The organism is Gammaproteobacteria bacterium (assembly GCA_011375345.1).
Lineage (GTDB): Bacteria > Pseudomonadota > Gammaproteobacteria > DRLM01 > DRLM01 > DRLM01.
This window is the reverse complement of the sequence record DRLM01000153.1, coordinates 1-20,538: the sequence shown is the minus strand read 5'-3', so window position 1 is coordinate 20,538 and position 20,538 is coordinate 1. Positions and strand designations below refer to the sequence as shown.

General features: G+C 64.8%; 20 protein-coding genes and 2 riboswitches. Of the genes, 5 read left to right on the top strand and 15 right to left on the bottom strand.

Annotated elements, in window-relative coordinates; genetic code table 11:
* Positions 1-230: 230 nt before the first annotated feature.
* Genes ENJ19_11855 through hemC form a run of 4 tightly spaced genes read right to left on the bottom strand, consistent with a single transcriptional unit; the run spans position 231 to position 4,999 of the window.
* Entirely contained in the window at positions 231-1,529 is a 1,299-nt protein-coding gene (locus ENJ19_11855) for a tetratricopeptide repeat protein (GenBank protein ID HHM06414.1), read from the bottom strand.
* 15 nt (positions 1,530-1,544) lie between these two features.
* Positions 1,545-3,182: a hypothetical protein gene (locus ENJ19_11850; GenBank protein HHM06413.1), complete on the bottom strand. Its 1,638-nt coding sequence runs from the start codon at positions 3,180-3,182 to the stop codon at positions 1,545-1,547.
* Positions 3,183-3,196: 14 nt separating this feature from the next.
* A complete protein-coding gene (locus ENJ19_11845; protein HHM06412.1) occupies positions 3,197-4,039 on the bottom strand; it encodes a uroporphyrinogen-III synthase in 843 nt (280 codons plus the stop codon).
* Positions 4,040-4,063: 24 nt separating this feature from the next.
* Complete coding sequence (gene hemC, locus ENJ19_11840) at positions 4,064-4,999, bottom strand: hydroxymethylbilane synthase (protein HHM06411.1); 936 nt, start codon at positions 4,997-4,999, stop codon at positions 4,064-4,066.
* Between the two features lie 94 nt (positions 5,000-5,093).
* On the opposite strand from hemC, the gene argH reads away from it, so the two are divergent.
* Positions 5,094-6,500, top strand: coding sequence for an argininosuccinate lyase (gene argH, locus ENJ19_11835; GenBank protein HHM06410.1), 1,407 nt, complete (start codon positions 5,094-5,096; stop codon positions 6,498-6,500).
* A gap of 2 nt (positions 6,501-6,502) precedes the next feature.
* Here the strand turns inward: argH and ENJ19_11830 are convergent, their stop codons facing one another.
* Positions 6,503-7,339, bottom strand: coding sequence for a sensor domain-containing diguanylate cyclase (locus ENJ19_11830; GenBank protein HHM06409.1), 837 nt, complete (start codon positions 7,337-7,339; stop codon positions 6,503-6,505).
* Positions 7,340-7,498: 159 nt separating this feature from the next.
* On the opposite strand from ENJ19_11830, the gene ENJ19_11825 reads away from it, so the two are divergent.
* From ENJ19_11825 to ENJ19_11815, 3 genes are all read left to right on the top strand, one after another.
* Entirely contained in the window at positions 7,499-7,744 is a 246-nt protein-coding gene (locus ENJ19_11825; GenBank protein ID HHM06408.1) for a hypothetical protein, read from the top strand.
* A gap of 39 nt (positions 7,745-7,783) precedes the next feature.
* Positions 7,784-8,536, top strand: coding sequence for a YdcF family protein (locus tag ENJ19_11820; protein HHM06407.1), 753 nt, complete (start codon positions 7,784-7,786; stop codon positions 8,534-8,536).
* A gap of 133 nt (positions 8,537-8,669) precedes the next feature.
* Positions 8,670-8,915: a DUF465 domain-containing protein gene (locus tag ENJ19_11815; GenBank protein ID HHM06406.1), complete on the top strand. Its 246-nt coding sequence runs from the start codon at positions 8,670-8,672 to the stop codon at positions 8,913-8,915.
* Between the two features lie 83 nt (positions 8,916-8,998).
* Here the strand turns inward: ENJ19_11815 and ENJ19_11810 are convergent, their stop codons facing one another.
* Together ENJ19_11810 and ENJ19_11805 are read right to left on the bottom strand one after the other, a co-directional pair.
* Positions 8,999-9,586 carry a CBS domain-containing protein gene (locus ENJ19_11810; protein HHM06405.1) on the bottom strand — a complete coding sequence of 196 codons (588 nt, stop codon included), beginning with the start codon at positions 9,584-9,586 and terminating at the stop codon, positions 8,999-9,001.
* 210 nt (positions 9,587-9,796) lie between these two features.
* Positions 9,797-10,663, bottom strand: a complete 867-nt coding sequence (locus ENJ19_11805) for a formylglycine-generating enzyme family protein (GenBank protein ID HHM06404.1) — start codon at positions 10,661-10,663, stop codon at positions 9,797-9,799.
* Positions 10,664-11,050: 387 nt separating this feature from the next.
* On the opposite strand from ENJ19_11805, the gene ENJ19_11800 reads away from it, so the two are divergent.
* Positions 11,051-12,715 (top strand): phosphodiesterase, encoded by a 1,665-nt coding sequence (locus ENJ19_11800; GenBank protein HHM06403.1) that lies wholly within the window; start codon positions 11,051-11,053, stop codon positions 12,713-12,715.
* A 17-nt stretch (positions 12,716-12,732) separates the two neighbouring features.
* On the opposite strand, the gene ENJ19_11795 is transcribed toward ENJ19_11800, so the two are convergent.
* From ENJ19_11795 to gcvT, 8 genes are all read right to left on the bottom strand, one after another.
* The gene (locus tag ENJ19_11795; GenBank protein HHM06402.1) at positions 12,733-13,389 is read right to left on the bottom strand and encodes a 2OG-Fe(II) oxygenase; all 657 of its coding nucleotides are present in this window, start codon (positions 13,387-13,389) and stop codon (positions 12,733-12,735) included.
* A 70-nt stretch (positions 13,390-13,459) separates the two neighbouring features.
* Complete coding sequence (locus tag ENJ19_11790; GenBank protein HHM06401.1) at positions 13,460-14,392, bottom strand: carbohydrate kinase family protein; 933 nt, start codon at positions 14,390-14,392, stop codon at positions 13,460-13,462.
* Positions 14,393-14,478: 86 nt separating this feature from the next.
* Positions 14,479-14,841: a diacylglycerol kinase gene (locus ENJ19_11785; protein ID HHM06400.1), complete on the bottom strand. Its 363-nt coding sequence runs from the start codon at positions 14,839-14,841 to the stop codon at positions 14,479-14,481.
* Positions 14,838-16,286 (bottom strand): glycine dehydrogenase subunit 2, encoded by a 1,449-nt coding sequence (locus ENJ19_11780; GenBank protein ID HHM06399.1) that lies wholly within the window; start codon positions 16,284-16,286, stop codon positions 14,838-14,840. The genes ENJ19_11785 and ENJ19_11780 overlap by 4 nt, the downstream gene beginning before the upstream one ends.
* A gap of 34 nt (positions 16,287-16,320) precedes the next feature.
* Positions 16,321-16,818, bottom strand: coding sequence for a thiol peroxidase (locus tag ENJ19_11775; GenBank protein HHM06398.1), 498 nt, complete (start codon positions 16,816-16,818; stop codon positions 16,321-16,323).
* A gap of 59 nt (positions 16,819-16,877) precedes the next feature.
* Positions 16,878-18,236, bottom strand: coding sequence for an aminomethyl-transferring glycine dehydrogenase subunit GcvPA (locus tag ENJ19_11770; GenBank protein ID HHM06397.1), 1,359 nt, complete (start codon positions 18,234-18,236; stop codon positions 16,878-16,880).
* A 97-nt stretch (positions 18,237-18,333) separates the two neighbouring features.
* Positions 18,334-18,726, bottom strand: coding sequence for a glycine cleavage system protein GcvH (gene gcvH, locus ENJ19_11765; protein HHM06396.1), 393 nt, complete (start codon positions 18,724-18,726; stop codon positions 18,334-18,336).
* 27 nt (positions 18,727-18,753) lie between these two features.
* On the bottom strand, positions 18,754-19,848 hold the full coding sequence (gcvT, locus tag ENJ19_11760; protein HHM06395.1) for a glycine cleavage system aminomethyltransferase GcvT: 1,095 nt from the start codon (positions 19,846-19,848) through the stop codon (positions 18,754-18,756).
* Between the two features lie 42 nt (positions 19,849-19,890).
* Positions 19,891-19,977: riboswitch (glycine riboswitch) on the bottom strand.
* Positions 19,978-20,000: 23 nt separating this feature from the next.
* A riboswitch (glycine riboswitch) is annotated at positions 20,001-20,093 on the bottom strand.
* Positions 20,094-20,538: the final 445 nt, after the last annotated feature.

The window sequence follows — 20,538 nt, the reverse complement described above, 5'->3', positions numbered from 1 at the left end:
TTGCCTTCAGCTTCCTCCAGATCCCACCTCGCGATGGGCACCTTTGCCGTTCGGCTAACCGTTCCCCTTGCCGGGCCGGTAGGGGACTTGCACCCCCAAGTCATCCCCTCGCCACCACAGCTCGGGAAATAGCGCCAGTCACGGCACTACGCGCCATGCCTGGCGCACCACCAACAAAAAAGGCCGGCACCATTGCCGGCCTTTTTTCATGCCAATCACTCATGTCTGATTCAAACGCTCTCCGCCGGCAACATCACCATGCCCGGCGCCGCCGGCAGGGCAGAGCTGCCTTCTTTGGCGGGCGTGCTGGATTTTGAGGGCGGGGGCAGGCTGCCCTGGCCGCCGCCCGGCAGCAGGGTGAGCGCCTGGCGGTAGTACTCGATGGCGGCACCTTGCTCGTTGAGGTGTTCCAACAAGGTCCCCAGTTCGCGGTAAGCTTCCGGCAGGGGCCTCACCCGCAGGCTTTCTTCCAGGTAGCGGCGGGCATCCTGCCAGCGTTTGTCACGTATGCACAAACGACCCAGGGTCAGCAGCAAAACAGCGTTGTTGGGCTGGTGACGCAGCCAGCCCTGGGCGCGGCCGATCTGCAGGGTGACATCGCCACAATCCAGCAGGCCGTAGAGGTACACCAGGGAATCGTTCCAACTGCGGCGGATGGCATCGGCCAATATGCCTTCCAGTTCGAAATCGCCGTCCGCACCCAGGGCGATCATGAAACGCGCATATTCGAACACCACGTCATCCCGGCGGCGCTGGGCCTTGGGCATTTTCTGCCACAAGCGGCGCATGGCCTCCACATCGTCGCGTTCCGCATAGCGGCTGAACAAGGCTTGATAGGCATCACGGCGCAGCTCATTGGCCCGCTCCACGGTGGTGACCCGGAGCTGTTCCAGGTCAGTGGAGATGTCGAGTAAACGCTCCCAGTCCTTCATTTCCAGGGCCAGCTCCATCATCATTTTGAGCACGGCCACGTGCTTGGGGTTGGCGATGCGCAGATTGGACAGCGTGGTCATGGCCTGCTGCAGCTGGCCCTGATCCCGTTGCAGCTCGGCCTGGGTCATGCGCACCGCCAGTTCGTTGCCGGGGTTGGCTTTGTAGGCCATGCGCAGATAGTAGTCGCGCTTGGACAAATCACCCATACCCTGGGCCGCGCGGGCCGCGGCCAGATAGTTAACCTGCGGGTTTTCGGCGAACTTCACATGCTTGATCAAAGCATTTTCCGCCTCCGCCCAACGGCCGGCGGCCAGGGCGGTCAGGCCTTGGGAGAGGGAGGCTTCGGCCTTGCGGATGCGGCGTTTGCGCCGCCAGCCGCCCAGATAGCGGGGCAGATGCCAGGTGCCATCCAGCAAACGAATGGCGTAGTGGGTAACGCCAAAACCGATTATCAACGCCCCGACCAGGAACACAAAACTGGTTTCCACAGTCCAGTCCCGGTAGCTGATCAGGACATAACCCACATCGTCCTGGGTATACAGCGCCACCAGTACGGCGGCGATCAACACGACCAATACGGAGATCAGCAATTTCATAGCCCCATGCCCCCTTTATGAATGACCCGCGCCACGACCACCGTGCTCCGCCAACCACGTGGACATGGCGTTGAGCGGGCCGGAGAGATCCGGCAAGTCCGGTTGTAGATCAACTTGTGCAATGCTGTCCAGTTTGGCCAGCGCTCTTTGCGTGGCGGGCGCCTGTTTGTCGAAATAGGTGGTGATCCAGTCGCGCGCCGTTTTTATGCTGTCGGAAAAGGCCTGCTGGTCCTTCTGCAAAACCGCCAGCCGCGCCGCTTCCAGTTTCAGATGCAGATTGAGCCGCAAGAACTCACGGGCGGCGGGCGGGGTGAAAGGTGCGCCGAGCTGGTCGCGCTTTTTCACCACCACCCACTCCTTCACCTCGTCCCACATGGTGCTGAGAGCCGTCCGCCAGTCTTCCGCCGGCGGGGGCACGGCAGCCTGGTCGCTATCCTCCTGGGGAAAGGGCATGCCGGCGACACTCATGCTCAAGCTTCCCAGGGCGGCCGCAGTGCCGGCGATATCGGGCCGGCTGAGCCCGGCCAGGCTGGCCAGGCTGGCCTTGACGGCGGACCGCACGGCATCCAGGGAGGCATCAGGCACCCCCGCAAGACGGTCTGCGGCGCGCTCCAGGGCAGCCTTGGCCACGGCCACGTCGCCGTCCAGGCGTAAATGATCGTCGGCACTGCGAATCAGATAGGCCGCTTCCGACGCCACCCAGTTCCGCACATTGCGGTTCAATTCCGCCTTGGTTGCATCCAGTTTGCCCGACAATTCCGTCTGCTGCGCCCGCGCCGCCGCCAGGGCCTGATCCAGGGATGCCAACGCGCTTTTCAGACCTGACAGCTGCTGTTCCAGGGCGGGCACCTGCTCCTGCAGGGCGCGCAGATCCGACCCCAGGCTGTCAATACGGCCCTTCAGCGGACCCACTTCGCCCTTGGCCTGGCCCAGTTGCTGTTCCAACGCGCCGAGCTGATCGCGCAGGCCGCTCACGGTGCCGCTGGCCGCGGCAACGTTGTCATCCAGCTCAGAAAGATGGGCCGCCAGAGCTTTGAGCCGGTCGGCAAAGGTGTTTTTCACCGTCTCGTCCAGCGCATTGACCCGGCCGTTCACCGCGTTCAGTTCACCGGAGAGACGGCTCAGACGTGTATTGACACTGTCCAGCTGGGCGCTCACGCTGCCCACCCGTTTTTCCACCCCGCCCAGCCGGGATCCCAGTTCCTGCCGGGCGGTGGCCACGGCTTGAGACGCGCTTTGGGCAGCCTCCGCGGCGCTCTTGGCCGTGCTGGAGGCCGACGCGGCTTCCTGCCCCCGCTGGTCCAGCTGTTGTTGGAGTTCGCCGGTTTGCTGCCACAGCAGGTAGGCCGCGCCGCCCACACCCAGAATCAGCAAAAACAACAGGAAGCTGAAACCGCCGCCAGCGCCGGAACGCTGCTCCGGCTCCCGGTCGCGGTCTGGCGCCTCGGGTTCCCCACCTGGTGGCGGTTCTTCCGGCCCGCTTGTTTCCCCGGCCTTCTGCACCACGGTGTCCCCCACGTCGATCACCGGTTTTTCTTCCACCGCCGCCGCTGAAGCCTCGGCCTGCTGCCCGGGTCCAACCCGTTCCACTTCCCCTTCCTGCGGGGGCTGGCCCTCCCACTCCGGTTTGTCTTGAGGTTCCTTGTCGCTCATCCGTCACACCCCATTTATGCGTTATGCCCCCGCGCACAGCGCCAAGCGACGACCGCCTCCACGATCGCCCGGTCGCTGGCCTCTCTCGCCACCAGCGGCACAGGGCCGAAACCCAGGGCTTGCGCCCGGGCAGCCGTGCGCTCGCTGATGAGTACTAACTGTCTGTCCCGCAACCATTTTTGCAATTTATCCCCGGCCATGGACCACAAATTGGCCAGGCCCTCGCTGCTGGTGACAACGATGGCGTCAATTGATGTCCGAACTTGGGCCGGCAACGCGGCCGCCAAAGAGGTGGATGGACAGGCCCGCCGATAAACCTCGGCGTATTCGACGTGTGCGCCGCGAGCGCGCAGTGTATCTGCCAACAGCTCACGGCCCCCCTCCCCTCTGATGATCAGTATGCGCCGTCCCTCAAGCGAATGCAGCGACGCGGCGGCGAGCAAAGACTCGCTGTTATAGGGTGGTGCCGCTTCGATGTCCACCGCCACACCCTGCCTTTCCAGGGCCTCAGCCGTGGCGCGCCCCACCGCGGCTACGCGCGTTCCGTCCGGCAGCCCCCCCTCTTTTGTCAACACGTCCAGACCGCAGGTCACGGCGTTGCGGCTGATGAAAACAAGCGTGTCAAATGTTCCCAAGCGCCCGGCTATGTCTTCCACAGCCTGGGGATCACGCGGCCCTTTTATTTCCAGCACCGGAACCGGGTGCGCCGTGCCGCCCTGCTGTTCAATCAGCGCGCACAGCTCGCGCGCTTGACGGGCCGGCCGCGTCACCACGATATGCACGCCTTCCAGCGTCCCCTCCCTTACCACTCCGGCGCTGCGTCGGGACTTTAGCACTTTGGCGCCTAACTTTACTATTTATGTTGCCATTTGGCGACTGTGTCAGCCGCCGGCGGCATAGACTTCTTTCAAAATCACGTCTGCGCCCTGGGCCAGCAGGTCGTCGGCCAGGGTCTCGCCCATGTGCCGGGCCTCGGCCCGGGCAGCGCGGATCTCGCCCCGGATGACCCGGCTGCCATCGGGCCGCCCCACCAGACCGTCCAGCCTGAGTTCATCGCCGCTCAAACAGGCGTGACCGGCAATGGGTACCTGGCAGCCACCTTCCAGACGCCGGTTGAAAGCCCGCTCTGCCACCACACAAACGTGGGTGTCGGGGTGGTCCAGCACGCTGATGAGTTCATTCACGTCCGCATCGTCACTGCGGCACTCCAGCCCCAGGGCGCCCTGACCGATGGCGGGAATGCTGAGCTGCACCGGCAGGTATTCGCTGATGCGTTCGCCGAAACCCAGGCGCAGCAGCCCCGAGGCGGCCAGAATGATGGCGTCATAGTCGCCCTGCTCCAGCTTGGCCAGCCGGGTATTGACGTTGCCGCGCAAATTCAAGATCGTGAGATCCGGCCGCTGGGCCTTGAGCTGGCACTGGCGGCGCAGGGAGGAGGTGCCCACCCGCGCCCCCTGAGGCAGGTCGGCCAAACGCCCGTAGCGCTGGGATACAAAGGCGTCGCGCGGGTCTTCCCGCTCACACACCACGGCCAGATGCAAACCGTCCGGCAGTTCCACCGGCACGTCTTTCATGGAATGCACGGCGATGTCGGCCTCCCCGTTCAACATGCCGGTTTCCAGCTCTTTCACAAACAAACCCTTGCCACCCACTTTGGCCAGGGGACTGTCGAGGATTTTGTCGCCCCGGGTGGTCATGGGCAGCAGCTCAACCTTCAAGCCGGGATGGGCGGCTTCCAGCCGCGCGGCGATGTGTTCAGCCTGCCACAGGGCCAGCGGGCTTTTGCGCGTGGCAATACGTAGTTTTTGTCGCTGCATGTTGCGGTCGCCAGGAAATTGAGCCGCTAATCCTACGGCGAACGAGGGCCGGGACGCAAACCCCGGCGCGAGTTGCTATACTCGCGGCCCCTTTATGGAAGCGCAAGAGACGACGATGGCCAAGGGTGATGAAAAAAAGCTGTGGGGCGGGAGGTTCAGCGAGGCGACGGATCAATTTGTGGAAGCCTTCACCGCCTCGGTGCAGTTCGACCGGCGCCTGTACCGCCACGACATTGCCGGCTCCATCGCCCACGCCCGCATGCTGGCCAAAGTGGGCGTGCTGACGGCGGAGGAGGGCGAGACGCTGGTGGCGGGGCTGAATGCCGTGCTGGCAGACATCGAAGCGGGTCGTTTCGATTGGGCCGTTGCGCTGGAAGATGTGCACATGAACATCGAGGCCCGCCTCACCGAACGTTTGGGCGCGCTGGGCAAAAAACTGCACACCGGCCGTTCCCGCAACGACCAGGTGGCCACGGACATCCGGCTTTATCTGCGGGAAGAGCTGGACCACATCGACGCCGAACTGAAACGCCTGCAAAGCGCACTGGTGGATCTGGCCGAGCGGGAAGCGGCCACCATCATGCCCGGCTTCACCCATCTGCAGACCGCCCAGCCGGTCACCTTCGGCCATCACCTGCTGGCTTGGTTCGAAATGCTGGCGCGCGACCGGGAGCGCTTTTCCGACTGCCGCCGCCGGGTGAACGTGATGCCCCTGGGCGCCGCCGCTCTGGCGGGCACCAGCTTCCCCATCGACCGGGCTTACGCGGCGGAGCTGCTGGGTTTTGACGCCTGCACCGAAAACTCACTGGATGCCGTCAGCGACCGGGATTTTGCCATCGAATTTTGCGCCGCGGGTGCGCTGCTCATGACTCACCTGTCGCGCTTTTCCGAGGAACTGGTGCTGTGGGCCTCGGCCCAGTTCGATTTCATCGAGCTGCCGGACCGTTTCTGCACCGGCTCCAGCATCATGCCCCAAAAGAAAAACCCGGACGTGCCCGAACTGGTGCGGGGCAAAAGCGGGCGGGTATACGGCCACCTCACCGCCCTACTCACCTTGATGAAAAGCCAACCGCTCGCTTACAACAAGGACAATCAGGAAGACAAAGAGCCCCTGTTCGACGCCGTGGACACGGTGCGCGGCTGCCTGCGGGCGTATGCCGACATGGTCCCGGCCATCACGCCGAAGCGGGACAATATGCGCCGTGCCGCCGAGCGGGGATACGCCACGGCCACCGATCTGGCCGATTATCTCGTCCGCAAGGGCCTGCCCTTCCGCGATGCCCATGAAGTGGTGGGGCAGGCAGTGCAGGCGGCCATCGCCCGGCAGAAAGAATTGGGGGCGCTCACACTGGAGGAGCTGCGGCAGTTTTCGGACATTATCGGGGACGATGTGTTCGCCGTGCTCACGCTGGACGGCTCCGTCGCCGCCCGCGACCACCTGGGTGGCACGGCGCCCGCCCAGGTGAAAGCCGCCGCGGCGCGGGCGCGCTCGCGATTGTAGCCTCAGGCACCGTCCAGAGCTTCCCGCCCGCGGCGCAGCAGGCGGGCACGGTCGTCACCCTGTTCCCAGGCCACCACGCCGAAGCGGGCGGTCACCGCCACCGCCTGTCCGCCTTCCGCCGTCAGCCCCAGGGCGGCGATCCGGGTCTTCAGCTTGTTGACCAGCTTGTGGGCGGCCTCTTCATTGGTTTCCGGCAGGACCAGCAAAAACTCGTCCTGATCAAAGCGCCCCACCAGGTCGGCCCAGCGCATCTGGTCTTTGAGCATGCGCCCCAGCGCCAGCATGGTGCGGTCCACCTGGGCGGAACCGTGACGCGCGCCGATGTCCGGCAGATTGTCGATGCGCAGGCGGATCAAAGACAGGGGATTATGGTAGCGGCGGCTGCGCGACACCAGCGGCTCCAAGCCTTCCAACAAGGCCTGGCGGTTGGGCAGGCTGGTGACGGGATCACGGGTGTTGCGCCGTGCCAGTTCATCGTTGAGCCGGTCGCACTCTTCCACCAGGCTCTGCAGATCGGTGACATCAGCGTAAAAGTGCACCGAATGGGCATCCCCGTCGCGGCCGGCGACCTCCTGTCGCCAAGCTTGCAGCCAGCGCGCCTCCCGTCCGGCTTCGGACGGCAGGTGCATGCTCTCCTCCGGTTCGAACAGCACGCTGCGGTAAAGGGGATCCACACCCTCCTGCTGCTGTCCCAGCAAGGATTCGGCAGCGCCGCCAAACATGGTCTCAGCGGTGCGGTTGATCCAGATGATGCGTTGTGCTTTGTCAAGTATCAGCACGCCCAGCGGCGCGTTCTCCAACGCAGATGCAATGAGCGACGAATCAAGTTGTTGCGCCATGGCCTCCCTCCCTAATGCAACATCAAGGGTATATCAGAAACATCGAGGGAGGAGCAAGGGTAGATTGGACGGACCAAGACGTTACAATGGCGCAGGGCGCGGCGCGCAGGGCGCCGCCACCGCATACTTAACGGCAACCGCCGAGAAAGGCCGGGCACCATGAGCGAAGGAAAACAGGCAGTACAAGTCGGCGCACCGGACCCGGAACACCGGAACTCGCCCATCGTTGAAGACACCGATGAAGACTTTGAAGTGGCCGGCATGGCCTTGACGGAGGACGCGGTGTGCTATTTCAACAGTCACGCCTACCGACACGGCGACTACGTCTGCAGCGGCTCAGAGCTGCTGCACTGCCGCAAAGGCACCTGGGTGCGCGTGGGGTCCTGTGACCCCGACAACCCCTGACCACCCCGCCGCGGCGGGCGCCTTCCCGGCGGCCGGTGAATGAAGGCGCTGCTTGAATCCCTGCTGTTCCCCCCCGGCTTGTGGCTGCTGGTGGGGGCATGGGGGCTGGTGCTGTGGCAGCGCCGGCGGGCCGCCCTGGCCCTGCTGCTTCTGGCCCTGGTGGGCGCGTATCTCAGCAGCCTGCCCATCACCGCCTACCTGCTGCTGGACGGCCTGCAATCCTATCCCGCCCTGGCGCCCGACACCCTCCCCCGGCGGGGCACGGAGGCAGTGGTGGTGCTGGCCGCGGGTCGCCTGTACGACGCGCCCGAATACGGTGGCGATACCGTCTCCGGGCTGACCCTGGAACGGCTGCGCTATGGCGTGCGCCTCAGCCGCCGCAGCGGTTTGCCGCTGGTGGTGGTGGGAGGCCAGCCGGAGTCGCGGGAGCTGGCGCTGGCGACCCTGATGGCGGAAGCGGCCCGGGATGACTTTATGCTGCCGCCCCTGGCGCTGGAAACACGCAGCCGCAGCACCTGGGAAAATGCGGCGTTCACCGCCGCGCTGCTGGCCAGGCATGGCATCCGCCAAACGTATCTGGTGACCCACGCCTGGCACATGCCCCGGGCCATGCTGGCCTTCCGCGCCGCCGCACCGGCGATCACGGTCCTGCCGGCGCCCACGGGTTTTGTGGTACCCAACAACCGTCTGTGGATGAACGGGCTGCCCAGCCCTCGCGCGCTGTACCGGGTTCACCTGGCGTTCCATGAATATCTGGGGCTGCTGTATTACCGGCTTAAATCCACATTTTAGTTGTGGTTACCTGACCAAGACCGCGGGTTGACCTCAGCCTGTCCGCGTGCCAACCTCAATTAAGGTCGCCATTACACAAGCCAAGCGCGACCCTTTTCTTTACCACGTATCATTGCCCTGAGGGAGCTTGCCTATGTACGGAGTGCGTCACGACATTGCGCGGGACTTTCCCGAGCATCAGTCCCGGATCGAACAACTCAAAACCCGCGACCCGGCTTTCGCCCGGCTGCTGGCGGAATACGACGAAACCGACAAGCGCATTTACGGCCTGGAGCAACAGCGCATGCCGGTCACCGACAGTTATTTTTCCGGACTGAAGCGCCACCGCGCGCACTTGAAGGACCGCTTATACGCTCATCTGCAACTCGCAACAGCCTGATTGACGCCACCGGCGCGCCCCGGTATCGGGGCGCGCCCAACAGGATGTCAAAGAACAGCGTTTTTCAACCACCTGCTCACGCTTCACACCAAAGCGGCTTCCAGTTCCGCAAAGGTCTGCGCCTTGCACGCCGACACAATGCCTATACCCAACTGCCGCCCGATCTGGGTGGCCGAGAATATGCCGCGGACAGCGTCCCCCCCGGCGCGCCGCTCCACCACCAGGGCGTGTTGCCGGGCCGCTGTGGTGAGGGTTTCCACGATATCCCCCACCCGGGCCCGGGCCACATCCTCGTACTCCAGCACCTCCAGCCGTTCCCACGGGGTCATGATGTCCGCCACGCGGATGTCGGTGAAGGTGCCACCGAAACGCTGCAGATGCTGGATGGGCCGTTCGCCCATCACATCGCTGGCGGTGAGCAAGCCGATGATGTACTCGTCGTCGTCGAGGACCAACAACAGGCGCACACCATTGACCATCATGTGCTGGTTGGCGGCATCGATACCGGCGTGGGCGGGTATGGACACGGCCCGCACCCGCTCCAAATCAGTCATCACCTCCAGGGCCGGCGCATCGGGCGACACCTTCGCCTCAGGATGGTGAGGCGGGCGGCAATGACGGACATGGGGGCCCAGGGAAGAATGAGGCAGGGCTGAATATTTCTGAGTCATGGGCACACCTCCTTGCAAGGAGTCAGGACGGTCGCTGGACTATTATAATTAAATAGTCAGTTTTTCCCGGTCTCCACTTACAGGGCACCACACACAGGGGATACGATGGGAGACGGACCGTGGGCCTGGGCGAACTCCGATGCGCCCCCTGCCGGGGCGGCATTACGCCGCTCCGGCGGGAACCAGACGCCGCAGCGGGCCCGAACCCGGCTAGTGGCCGGCCGCACCGACGTCCTTGGCGCAGCGAAACCCGATATCGGCATAGGCGGCACCCGGGCGCATGTTCAAACGGTAGGCGCTGCGATAGAACTGGGGAATCGCGTAGTGGCCCACACCACCCCAGCCACCGCCCCGCAAGACCTTGTACTGGGTGCCGAAAGCCTCGCTCTGCGCATCTCCGCCGGGGTAGGCCTGGTACCAGTCCCGCACCCATTCCATGACATTGCCCGCCATGTCCATCACGCCGTAGGGCGAGGCCCCCCGGGGATAGGAGCCCACCGGGGCCGGGCCGAATTCCCAGTCTTCCCCGCCGTTGGCATTCAGACGCGAGCGGTCCCACTGGTCACCCCAGGGGTATTCCCGGCCATCCGGTCCGCGGGCCGCCTTTTCCCATTCTGCCTCTGTGGGCAGGCGCTTGCCGGCCCAGCGGCAGTAGTCATTGGCGTTGAACCAGTTGACACCGGTCACGGGCAGCTTGTCCCGCCGCCGCTGCTGGGCGTTGATGGCTGCCAGCAGGGCTTTTTCATCCATGGCCTCCACGTTGGCGTCCAAACGGAAGATTTCATCGCCCAGGCGGCGCAGGGTCGCCAGGTCAGCCACCGCCAGCACCTCCGGGCTCAGAAGATAGCCGTTGTTTTTCCACTCTTCAGGCACCCAGTAATTGTTGGCAATGACGAACTCCCGGTACTCGGCGTTGGTCACCTCGAACTTGTCCAGCCAAAAGGCGGGGAGCGCCAGCTGCCGCCGGGGGTGTTCGTCGCTGTACCAGGGTTTGACACTGCCGTATTCCTTGGCCTTGTTCTCGCTGTCCACCTTGTCGCTGCCCATGACAAAGGAACCGGCGGGAATCATCACCATTTCACCCGCAGCCGCGGCGGCCAAGCCCCACCACAGCACCGCCAGCAGGCCCAGTTTTATCCCGCCCTCACTCGGATTTCGCAAATTCCACCCCCGTGATCATCCTCTTCAGACCCTCGGACCGACAGTCAGCCCCTTCTCCCGCGCCACCCCCGCAGCGCCGCACCCCCGGACGGATCCCGGCCCCTTCCCGCGTCTCAAGCTATTGTTATGATTTCTTAACAAATATTTTTCCCCAGGATAACGCAACGCCCTCGACTATGGCCATAACAGGCGTATACTTTCAGCGTGCGGGGCATGCAGGAGCGCCGGGTCGGTCTTGCTGCGGTTACATAAATACAAGTCAAGCCGGAGCGCTTGGCCCAATAATGCAAAGGGTAGACGGCCATGACCCCCATCGGTCAAATCCTCAGCGACAACATTCGCCTGCTGAGAACCAAAGCCACCAGGCACGCGGTCTACGGCGCCGTGATCGCCATCGCCGCCGTGGTCACCGGCACCTTGCTGGCGGCCTTCGTCAGCGACGGCGTCATCACTGTGGACGGGATTGTCACCGCGCAACGCAGCAACGCCGCCCTGTGGTTTTTGGACCTCATGCCTTTCGCATTTGCCTTCTGGGGCCAGTACGTCAGCACGGTGATGGCTTACGAAGCCGGGGTGATGGTGGCTGACCAGACCCAGGATCTGCGCAACCGCACCGCCATACTCGAATATCAAAGCCGCCACAACGCCACCCACGATGCGCTGACGGCCCTGCCCAACCGGGTGTTGCTGGTGGACAGACTGGAGCAGTCCCTGTCCAACGCCCGGCGGGAAAAGCACCAGGTGGCCGTGCTGGTGGTCAATCTGGACCGCTTCAAAGACGTCAACGAATCCCTGGGCAACTACCAGGGTGACCGCCTGCTCAAGCAGGTGGCGGGCCGTCTCAAGCAGGTGATGCGGGCCTCCGACACCCTGGCCCGCTTGGGCGGCGACGAATTCGCCCTGATCCTGCACCAGGTGGCCGGCCTGGATGACGTGCGCCTGGTGGTGAAGAAAATCCGCAAAACCCTGGGCAACCCCTATGTGCTGGAAAATCACCGGGTGCTGGTGCGCGCCAGCATCGGGGGGGCGCTGTTCCCGGAGCACGGCGATGACCCCGACGCCCTGTTGCACAAAAGCGATGTGGCCATGTATGTGGCCAAACAGGAACAATCCGGCTTCGTGCTGTATTCACCCAGCCTGGATCTGCAAAGCCCGCGGCGCCAGGCACTGGTCAGCGATTTGCGCGATGCCATCAAAAACAATGAACTCAGCCTGCGCTACCAGCCCATGGTGGCCAGCCCCTCCTATGAAGTCATCGACGTGGAAGCCCTGGTGCGCTGGGAACACCCGCAACATGGCACCCTCACCCCGGAACATTTCATCCCCCTGGCGGAACGCACCGGCCTGATTCATCCCCTGACCTTGTGGGTAATCGAACATGCCCTCCAGCAACAGGCGGAGTGGCGCAGCATCGGCCTGGAAGTGGGCATGGCGGTCAACATCTCCGCCCAGACCCTGCTGGACCCGGAGTTCGTTGAGCAGGTCACCGCCCTGCTGGAATCCAACCGGGTGCCCCCGGACCGCCTCACCTTGGAAGTCACCGAATCCAGCATCATGTTTGATCAGGAGCTGGCGCTGCATATTCTCGGCCAGTTCGCCGAAATGGGGGTGCGCATTGCCATCGACGACTTTGGCACCGGCTACTCCTCCCTGGCCTATTTGAAAAAGCTGCCGGTGAGCCAGCTCAAGATCGACCGCAGCTTCGTGCTGGACATGGCCAACAATGACAACGATGCCGTCATTGTCCACGCCACCATCGACCTGGCGCACAATCTGGGCTTGAAGGTGATTGCGGAAGGGGTGGAAAACGCCGAAGCCCTGGGCCGTCTCACCCAGCTGGGCTGCGACATCATCCAGGGCTACCACATCAACTACCCCATCCGGGGAGACAGCTTCCCCGCCTGGTTCTACGGGCCTTACTGGCATAACGCGCGAAGCACCACCACCCCGGCGGCCTCGGCCGGCTGAGTTCGCGGGCAGCGCCCTCAGCCCACCGGCTGGTCGGGAAAAGCCAGCTCGTGGCGGTTGCGCCACTGCGGCCCGACATAATTCACAATGATGGATTTGCGCACCCCGTGAATGGGGCGTTTCTCAAAGCCGTGCCAGGTGTTGCCGGCGGGAACGAAAATCATGCCCTTGCGGAAACCAAAGGGCGCCACACCGGCATGGGTCCCGGCATCGCGGTAAATGTCGGTGCCCCAGCTCTCACTGCCCGCGTCGTCCGACAGATAAATCAACATGGTGAATTTCTTCACCCCGATGTCGGTGTGGGGCGCGAGCCAGAAGCCGTCGGTATCCTGGCAATATTCGATCCTGAGCGAGGTTCCCCCCAAACGGGTATCGCAATGGTCTTCAATGGCCGCCACCATCCCAGGATCCTGAAACGCCCGGGCCACCGCCTCCATCACGGGATACTGCGCCCGGCCGGCGACAGAGAAATACACCCGGCTGTCGTTGTGGGTCTCGCGCTTGCCCCGGGTGTCAGCGATACGGGCAACGGGAATGGGCAGCGCGGCAATGGCCCGCCCCACCTCATCCGGGAGGCAGTCCGTCAGCAGCCAGTGGCGGTAGGGATCCTCATGCCGGGCACTGCCGGCCAGACTGCGCAAAAAAACGTGTTTAACCGAATCGGCGTTCAACATGTCACCTGGGGGTAGAAAACGACAGCGGACAGGCGCATGGTACGTCCCGCCCCCGCTTACTGCAACAGCATTACAAACGGTAACCGAAAGCGTGCAGGAACTGCTCCTCAAATTCCTCCCGCGTGAAACGGTAGTTTTGAGTGCCGTGACGGGCAATTTTCAGCGCCCCCATGAGGGCGGCGACACGGCTGGTGGTCTCCCAGTCCAGCTCCCGGCTCAAGCCATAGAGCAAGCCGGCGCGAAAGGCATCGCCGCAGCCGGTGGGGTCGGCAAGCTGCGCCGCAGGCGCCGCGGGAATGTCGAGACGGCGGTTTTTCAAATATACGTGGACCCCCTTGGCACCCTGCGTCACCAGGTAAGCCTCCACCCGTGCGGCAATGTCATGGGGTGAGAGGCCGGTGCGCTCCTGCAGCAGCTCGGCCTCGTAGTCGTTGACGGTGACCCAGGTGGCCTGCTCGATAAAGCGGGTGAGGTCGCCGCCATCAAACATGGGCAGGCCCTGGCCGGGATCGAAGATGAAGGGGATGCCCGCCTCGGCGAACTGGGTGGCGTGCTCGATCATTCCTTCGCGCCCGTCCGGCGAGACAATGCCCAGCTTGACGCCCCCGGCTTCCTCCACCCGGTTCTCGTGAGCGTAACCCATGGCCCCCGGATGAAAGGCGGTGATCTGGTTGTCGTCCATGTCGGTGGTGATAAAAGCCTGGGCGGTGTACTCCTCCTTGAGTTCCCTGATGTGGGTGCGGGGAATGCCGCATTCGTCCAGCCAGGCGGCGTAGGGCGCAAAGTCCTTGCCCACCGTTGCCATGGGCAAAGGCTCGCCCCCCAAGAGTTTCAAGCCATAGGCAATGTTGCCGGCGCAGCCGCCGAATTCGCGCCGCAGCTCGGGCACCAGAAAGGAGACACTCAAAATATGCACCTTGTCCGGCAGAATATGGTTTTTGAATTTGTCGTGAAACACCATGATGGTGTCGAAAGCATAAGAGCCGCAGATCAAAGCGGTCATGTCACATTCTCCCCAAATCGAGTAAGCCGTGATAAAGCCATTAACCCTGCGCGATCATCCCGCCTGTGGCCAAACCCAAACAACCGTCAGCCCAACACCAGCGCCCATACCAGCACCACGTTGGCCAGGGCCAGCAACACCGCGGCGGAACCCATGTCCTTGGCCCGGCCTGAGAGCTGATGGTGCTCGGGACCGATGCGGTCCACGACGGCTTCGATGGCGGAGTTAAGCAGCTCCACGATCAGCACCAGCATCACGCTGCCCAGCAGCGCCGCCCGCGCCACCCCGCTCTCTCCCAGCCACAAGCCCAGCGGCATCAGCCCCGCCGCCAGAATCACTTCAAAGCGAAAGGCGGCCTCTTTGCGCCAAGTGGCCCGCAGGCCCGCCAGAGAATAGCCCGCCGCCCGCTGCAACCGGGACGGCGAATACCAGCGATGGTCGCCACTCATTGCGGCCGCCAGGCCACATCCAGCTCGCGCGCCGCCTTGACGTCGTCCAGCCGCCGCAGCGGCAGCGTGTGGGGGGCAGTGGTGACTGTCTCCGGCGTGCGCTGCGCCTCTTGCCGGATCCGGACCATGGCGTCGACAAAGCGGTCCAGGGTGGCCTTGTCTTCCGTCTCGGTGGGCTCGATGAGGAAGCACTCGGGCACCAGCAGGGGGAAATAGGTGGTGGGAGCGTGAACGCCGTAGTCCAGCAGGCGCTTGGCCACGTCCCGGGCAGTGACGCCCTGCTCCCGGGCCAGCCGTTTCAGGGTCAAAATGAATTCATGGGTGGCGCGGCGCCGGGGAAAGGCGGCCTCGAAACCGGCCTCTTGCAGGCGCGCCAGCAGATAATTGGCATTGAGCGTGGCGAACTCTGCCACCCGTTCCATGCCTTCCCGCCCCAGCAGGCGGGCGTAAACGTAGGCCCGCAGCAGCACGCCCACATTGCCCATGAAAGCGGACAACCGGCCGATGGTGGCGGGGCGGTCCGCTTCGGTGAGCCAGCGAAAGCGCCCGCCCTCGCGGCCCACCACGGGCACAGGCAGATAGGGTTCGAGGCGGGCGTTCACCGCCACCGGACCGGCCCCCGGCCCGCCGCCGCCATGGGGGGTGGAGAAGGTTTTGTGCAGATTCAAATGCACCACATCGAACCCCATGTCACCGGGCTTGACCTTGCCCAGGATGGCGTTGAGGTTGGCGCCATCGTAATAGAGCAGGCCGCCCGCGCCGTGGACGATGGCGGCGATTTCCCGGATGCGCCGTTCGAACACCCCCAGAGTGGACGGATTGGTGAGCATGATGCCCGCCGTGTGCGGCCCCACTGCGGCGCCAAGCGCCACCAGGTCCACATCCCCCTCCGCGTCCGTGGGAATCTCCCGCACCCGGTAACCGCACATCACCGCGGTGGCGGGATTGGTGCCGTGGGCGGCGTCGGGCACGAGGATCTCCGTCCGGCCGCCGTCGCCGCGGGCCTGGTGATAGGCGCGGATCATGGCCACCCCGGCGAATTCCCCCTGGGCCCCGGCCATGGGGGTGAGGGACACCGCCGTCATGCCGGTGACATCCTTCAAGATTTCCTGCAACTCATGCAGACAGGCCAGCACCCCCTGGCCCAGCACCGCCGGCGCCAGGGGATGGCGCCCGCGCAGGCCCGGCAGCAGCGCCAGGGTATTGCACACCCGGGGGTTGTATTTCATGGTGCACGAACCCAGGGGGTAGAAATGGGTGTCGATGGAAAAATTCCCTTGCGACAAGCGGGTGAAATGACGCACCGCCTGCAACTCGGACACCTCCGGCAGCAGGGGGGGGCGGGTGCGCATGAGCTGCGCGGGAATATCGCTGACCGGGGCCTCCGCAGCGGGGGCCAGGCCCGGCGCGCGGCGGCCGGGCCGGGACTGCTCAAAGATCAACATGGCGCCGTTGTCCTGCATGGCTTGCATGGGAAAATCACAAGGCCGCCAGGGCCTTGTCGTAATTGGGCTCCTGGGCGATGTCCGCTACCAGTTCGGTGTAGACCACCTGGTCATGCTCGTCGATGGCCACCACGGCGCGGGCGGTGATGCCCGCCAGGGGGCCGTCCACCAGCAGCACGCCGTAGTCCTTGGCAAACTTGCGCGAGCGCATCATGGACAGGGTGTGGGCCTGACTGAGCCCCTCGGAGGTGCAAAAACGGCTCTGGGCGAACGGGAGATCGGCGGAAATGGTGAGCACCACCACGTCCTCGCGCCCCTTGCTCAGTTCGGCAAATTTACGGCAGGAGGTGGCACACACGGCCGTGTCCAGACTGGGCACGATGTTGAGCAGTTTCTTCCTGCCGGCGTAATCGCCAAGATGCACCTCGTTGAGTTCGGCATCCACCAGGTGAAAATCCGGTGCCGCACTGCCCACGGCGGGCAGCTCGCCGCTGGTGTGAATCTCGCTGCCTTTTAATGTAACGGTTGCCATGGTGCATCTCCTTGTGGCCGGATGGCGCAGCGGGCGTCCTTGTCCCGGACACCGGCCCGCTAAGTGGCAAGTATAGCCCCGAGCCGGTCAGCGTAGCGGGCCAGGTCGGCGTCGCTCTTGGTTTCGGTGGCACACACCAACAGCGCCTCACCCAGTTCCGGGTAGTGCTGTTTGAGGTCCACCCCGCCCACGATGCCCCCCTCCGCCAGGCGCGCCAGCACGACATCCACCGGCTGCACCAGCCGCAGCGCCACCTCATGGAAGAAGGGCCCCGGGAACACCCGCTCGACACCGTCCAGGGCACACAGAGCCTGGGTCAGGGCCAGGGCGCGCTCATGGCAGCACCGCGCCACCCGCGCCAGGCCGGCCGCCCCCAGCAGGGAGAGGTAAAGCGTGGCGGCGGTGACCATCAGGCCCTGGTTGGTGCAGATGTTGGAGGTGGCCTTGGAGCGGCGGATGTGCTGTTCGCGGGCCTGCAGCGTGAGGGTGAAGCCGGGACGGCCATCGGCATCCACGGTGCGCCCGACCAAGCGCCCCGGCAGTTGCCGCACATGGATCTCCCGGCAGCACAGAAAACCGAAATAAGGACCGCCGGAGGACAATGGCACCCCCAGGGGCTGGCCCTCCCCGCAGGCGATGTCCGCCCCTTTCGTCCCCCATTCGCCCGGCGGCTTGAGCAGCGCCAGGGCCACCGGATTGACCAGGGCGATGGCCAGAGCACCGTGGGCATGGGCCCAGTCGGTTAGGATATCCACCTCCTCCAGGGCGCCAAAATAGTTGGGCTGGGGAATAACCAGGGCCACACAGTCCTGCCCCGTCCGCCCCTCCAGGGCAGCCACCGGCATCACCCCGCTGCCACCATCGAAAGGCAGTTCCACCACCTCGATGCCCTGGTGACGGGTGATGACCCGCACCACCTCGCGGTAATGAGGATGAACGGTGGCCGGCATCAAGACCCGCCGGGAGCGCGAGTGGCGGTTGGCGCGCACGGCCATGAGCACCGCCTCTGCCAGGGCCGTGGCACCGTCGTAGAGCGAGGCATTGGACACCTCCAGGGCGGTGAGGCTGGCCATCATGGACTGGTACTCGTAGAGAATCTGCAGATTGCCCTGACTGGCCTCGGCTTGGTAGGGGGTGTAGGCGGTGTAGAACTCGCCCCGGGTGGCAAGCTCCCACACCGCCGCCGGAATATAGTGCTCGTAGGCCCCGCCCCCGGCAAAGCACAAGGGGGTGCCGTCGGCGGCGGCACGCTCGTGCATCAGCCGGGCGATGTCCATCTCCGACAGGCCCGGCGGCACCGCCGCCAGACGGCTGCGCAGGGCCGCGGGAATCTCGTTGAACAGCTCCTCGGTGCTGGCCACACCGATGGCGGCCAGCATCTCCGCAACGTCCTGTTCCGTATGGGGGATGAAAGGCATGGAGCAACCTCGTCTCAAAGCGCTCCGGCAGGCAGAGCCCGCCGGAACAGGGGCCGGGCCGGGGGACGGCTTTTCCCTGCCGCGACCGGCGCCGCGCTCAGTCTTCGTCTTCGTTTTCGATTTGTTCGCGGTAGGCCCCGGCGTCCAGCAGGCCTTCCACCTCACCCGCGGCCCGGAGGCGGAACAGCCAGCCTTTACCGTAAGGGTCTTTGTTCACCAGCTCGGGGGCGTCCGTCAGCTGCTCGTTCACGGCGACGACTTTCCCCGCCAGGGGGCTGTAGACGTCCGAGGCGGCCTTGACCGATTCCACCACCGCGCATTCCTCCCCCGCCGCCACGGCGCGCCCCACCTCGGGCAGCTCCACATACACCATGTCGCCCAGCAAGTCCTGGGCATGGTCGGTGACGCCCACGGTGTAGCTGCCGTCTTCCTCTTGCCTGAGCCACTCGTGGCTCTTGCTGTAGTGCAGGTCCGCCGGAATCTCGCTCATGGTCTCCTCCCTCGTTTGATGCAATCACTACTCAACATCGATACAGGGCCGGCCGCGGCGGACGAAAGGCGGCTGCACCACGCGCGCGGGCAGGGCCCTGCCCCGCACCTCCACCTCGCAGCGCCCCCCCACGTCGGCGCGCAGCCGCGCCAGGGCAATGGCCCGGCCCAGGGTGGGGGAAAAACTGCCGCTGGTGATTTCACCCACAGCCTCACCGTTCTTGATGACGGTTTGCCGGCCCCGCAGCACGCCCTTGCCCTCCAGCACCAGCCCCACCCAGCGGGCACTGTCGCCCCGCTGTTGTTGTGCTGCCAGGGCGGCACGGCCGATGAAATCGCGCGCCTCCGGCTGCCAGGCGACGGTCCAGGCGAGGCCGCAGTCCAGCGGCGTGGTATGCTCGTCCATGTCGGTGCCGTACAGATTCAAGCCCGCTTCCAGCCGCAAGGTGTCGCGCGCACCCAAGCCCACCGGCCGCACCCCGGCATCCCGCAACCGGCGCCACGCCGCCACGGCCTGCCCGGCGGGGAGGATGATCTCACAACCGTCCTCCCCCGTGTAACCGGTGCGGGCGATGAACCACTCCCCCACCACCACGAAACTGAACGGCTTTTGCAGGACGGTGGCGGCAGCCACGGCCTCACCCAGGGCCGCCCCGGTTTTGACACAGGCCATGGGACCTTGCACGGCGATCATGGCAAGATCGGCGCGCTCCTCGACGCCGACGTCAAAGGCGACAGCCTGGGTTTGCAGCCAGGCCAAATCCCGAACGCGGGTGGCGGCGTTGACCACCAGGCGGTAGCGGCGCTCGTCGAAATAGTAGACGATGAGATCATCCAGCACGGCACCCTGCGCATTGAGCATGCAACTGTACAGGGCGCGGCCGGGGGCTTTGAGCCTGGCCACGTCATTGGCCAGCAGATAGCGGAGGAAATCCTGCGCCTGCGGTCCGGCCAGGTCCACCACGGTCATGTGGGAGACGTCGAACAGGCCGGCGTCGCGACGGACCTGATGATGCTCCTCGACTTGGGAGCCATAGTGCAAGGGCATGTCCCAGCCGCCGAAATCGATCATTTTCGCCCCGGCAGCCACATGCTCGTCATAAAGCGGAGTTTTCTGTCCCACGCCTCACCCGACAATAACAAGGCACCGCGCGGCGGTCGCCGGCGGCGCCCCTCTGTCCGGGTACCTGAGAGCGTCAGCCCCTTCGGTGGGCCGCAGGATCCTCCCCGGCCGCTCTCCAGAGTCCACCTAGGCCGCCCCAGTACGAGGGCGGTCCTGGCTCCACGGTCCTTTTGCCTGAGCGTTTCCGGGCGGGTTGCGCCTTCGGCGCCCCGTGTTGGGGACGGGGTCTCTCCCGGGGAGCGGGTGATAGGGGCACACTATACAAAGGCCGGACCCGAAAACCAAGGGGCTGGGAGGCCTGCCCCGTTCCCGACAGATCGTCTTGCCACCTCGCCACTGTTTAAGGCTTATAAGGCACCCGGACGGCGTATCCACGCATCCGGCAATCACCTGATGTGGTTGCTGAAGATCGGACCGGCCCGCACTTGCCACAGGACCTGTTGAATCAGACGCTCGGTCATGGGCGTCCCCGCTTCCGCCCGGCTTCGACAAGCCCACGCGCCGTACGGGCGGTGACCAGTCTGTGGTGCGCCGGGGCTGGCGCACAATCGAGTAGGAGGCGGGGTCACCCCCGCCGTCCTCTCACACCACCGGACGTGCGGTTCCGCATCCGGCGGTTCATGAGACACACTGGAGTCGTCGCACCGTATCGAGCAGCGACACCAGCCCCAAACGATCAAAGTAGGCCTT

What these genes read in the sequence shown, in the direction of transcription:
- ENJ19_11775 (HHM06398.1), bottom strand. Translation starts at nt 16,818, where the DNA reads ATGGCAACCGTTACATTAAAAGGCAGCGAGATTCACACCAGCGGCGAG.
- argH (HHM06410.1), top strand. Translation starts at nt 5,094, where the DNA reads ATGGAAGCGCAAGAGACGACGATGGCCAAGGGTGATGAAAAAAAGCTG.
- ENJ19_11825 (HHM06408.1), top strand. Translation starts at nt 7,499, where the DNA reads ATGAGCGAAGGAAAACAGGCAGTACAAGTCGGCGCACCGGACCCGGAA.
- ENJ19_11850 (HHM06413.1), bottom strand. Translation starts at nt 3,182, where the DNA reads ATGAGCGACAAGGAACCTCAAGACAAACCGGAGTGGGAGGGCCAGCCC.
- ENJ19_11820 (HHM06407.1), top strand. Translation starts at nt 7,784, where the DNA reads ATGAAGGCGCTGCTTGAATCCCTGCTGTTCCCCCCCGGCTTGTGGCTG.
- ENJ19_11790 (HHM06401.1), bottom strand. Translation starts at nt 14,392, where the DNA reads ATGACCGCTTTGATCTGCGGCTCTTATGCTTTCGACACCATCATGGTG.
- ENJ19_11815 (HHM06406.1), top strand. Translation starts at nt 8,670, where the DNA reads ATGTACGGAGTGCGTCACGACATTGCGCGGGACTTTCCCGAGCATCAG.
- ENJ19_11785 (HHM06400.1), bottom strand. Translation starts at nt 14,841, where the DNA reads ATGAGTGGCGACCATCGCTGGTATTCGCCGTCCCGGTTGCAGCGGGCG.
- ENJ19_11800 (HHM06403.1), top strand. Translation starts at nt 11,051, where the DNA reads ATGACCCCCATCGGTCAAATCCTCAGCGACAACATTCGCCTGCTGAGA.
- ENJ19_11770 (HHM06397.1), bottom strand. Translation starts at nt 18,236, where the DNA reads ATGCCTTTCATCCCCCATACGGAACAGGACGTTGCGGAGATGCTGGCC.
- ENJ19_11855 (HHM06414.1), bottom strand. Translation starts at nt 1,529, where the DNA reads ATGAAATTGCTGATCTCCGTATTGGTCGTGTTGATCGCCGCCGTACTG.
- hemC (HHM06411.1), bottom strand. Translation starts at nt 4,999, where the DNA reads ATGCAGCGACAAAAACTACGTATTGCCACGCGCAAAAGCCCGCTGGCC.
- ENJ19_11805 (HHM06404.1), bottom strand. Translation starts at nt 10,663, where the DNA reads ATGGTGATGATTCCCGCCGGTTCCTTTGTCATGGGCAGCGACAAGGTG.
- ENJ19_11780 (HHM06399.1), bottom strand. Translation starts at nt 16,286, where the DNA reads ATGTTGATCTTTGAGCAGTCCCGGCCCGGCCGCCGCGCGCCGGGCCTG.
- ENJ19_11795 (HHM06402.1), bottom strand. Translation starts at nt 13,389, where the DNA reads ATGTTGAACGCCGATTCGGTTAAACACGTTTTTTTGCGCAGTCTGGCC.
- gcvH (HHM06396.1), bottom strand. Translation starts at nt 18,726, where the DNA reads ATGAGCGAGATTCCGGCGGACCTGCACTACAGCAAGAGCCACGAGTGG.
- ENJ19_11810 (HHM06405.1), bottom strand. Translation starts at nt 9,586, where the DNA reads ATGACTCAGAAATATTCAGCCCTGCCTCATTCTTCCCTGGGCCCCCAT.
- ENJ19_11830 (HHM06409.1), bottom strand. Translation starts at nt 7,339, where the DNA reads ATGGCGCAACAACTTGATTCGTCGCTCATTGCATCTGCGTTGGAGAAC.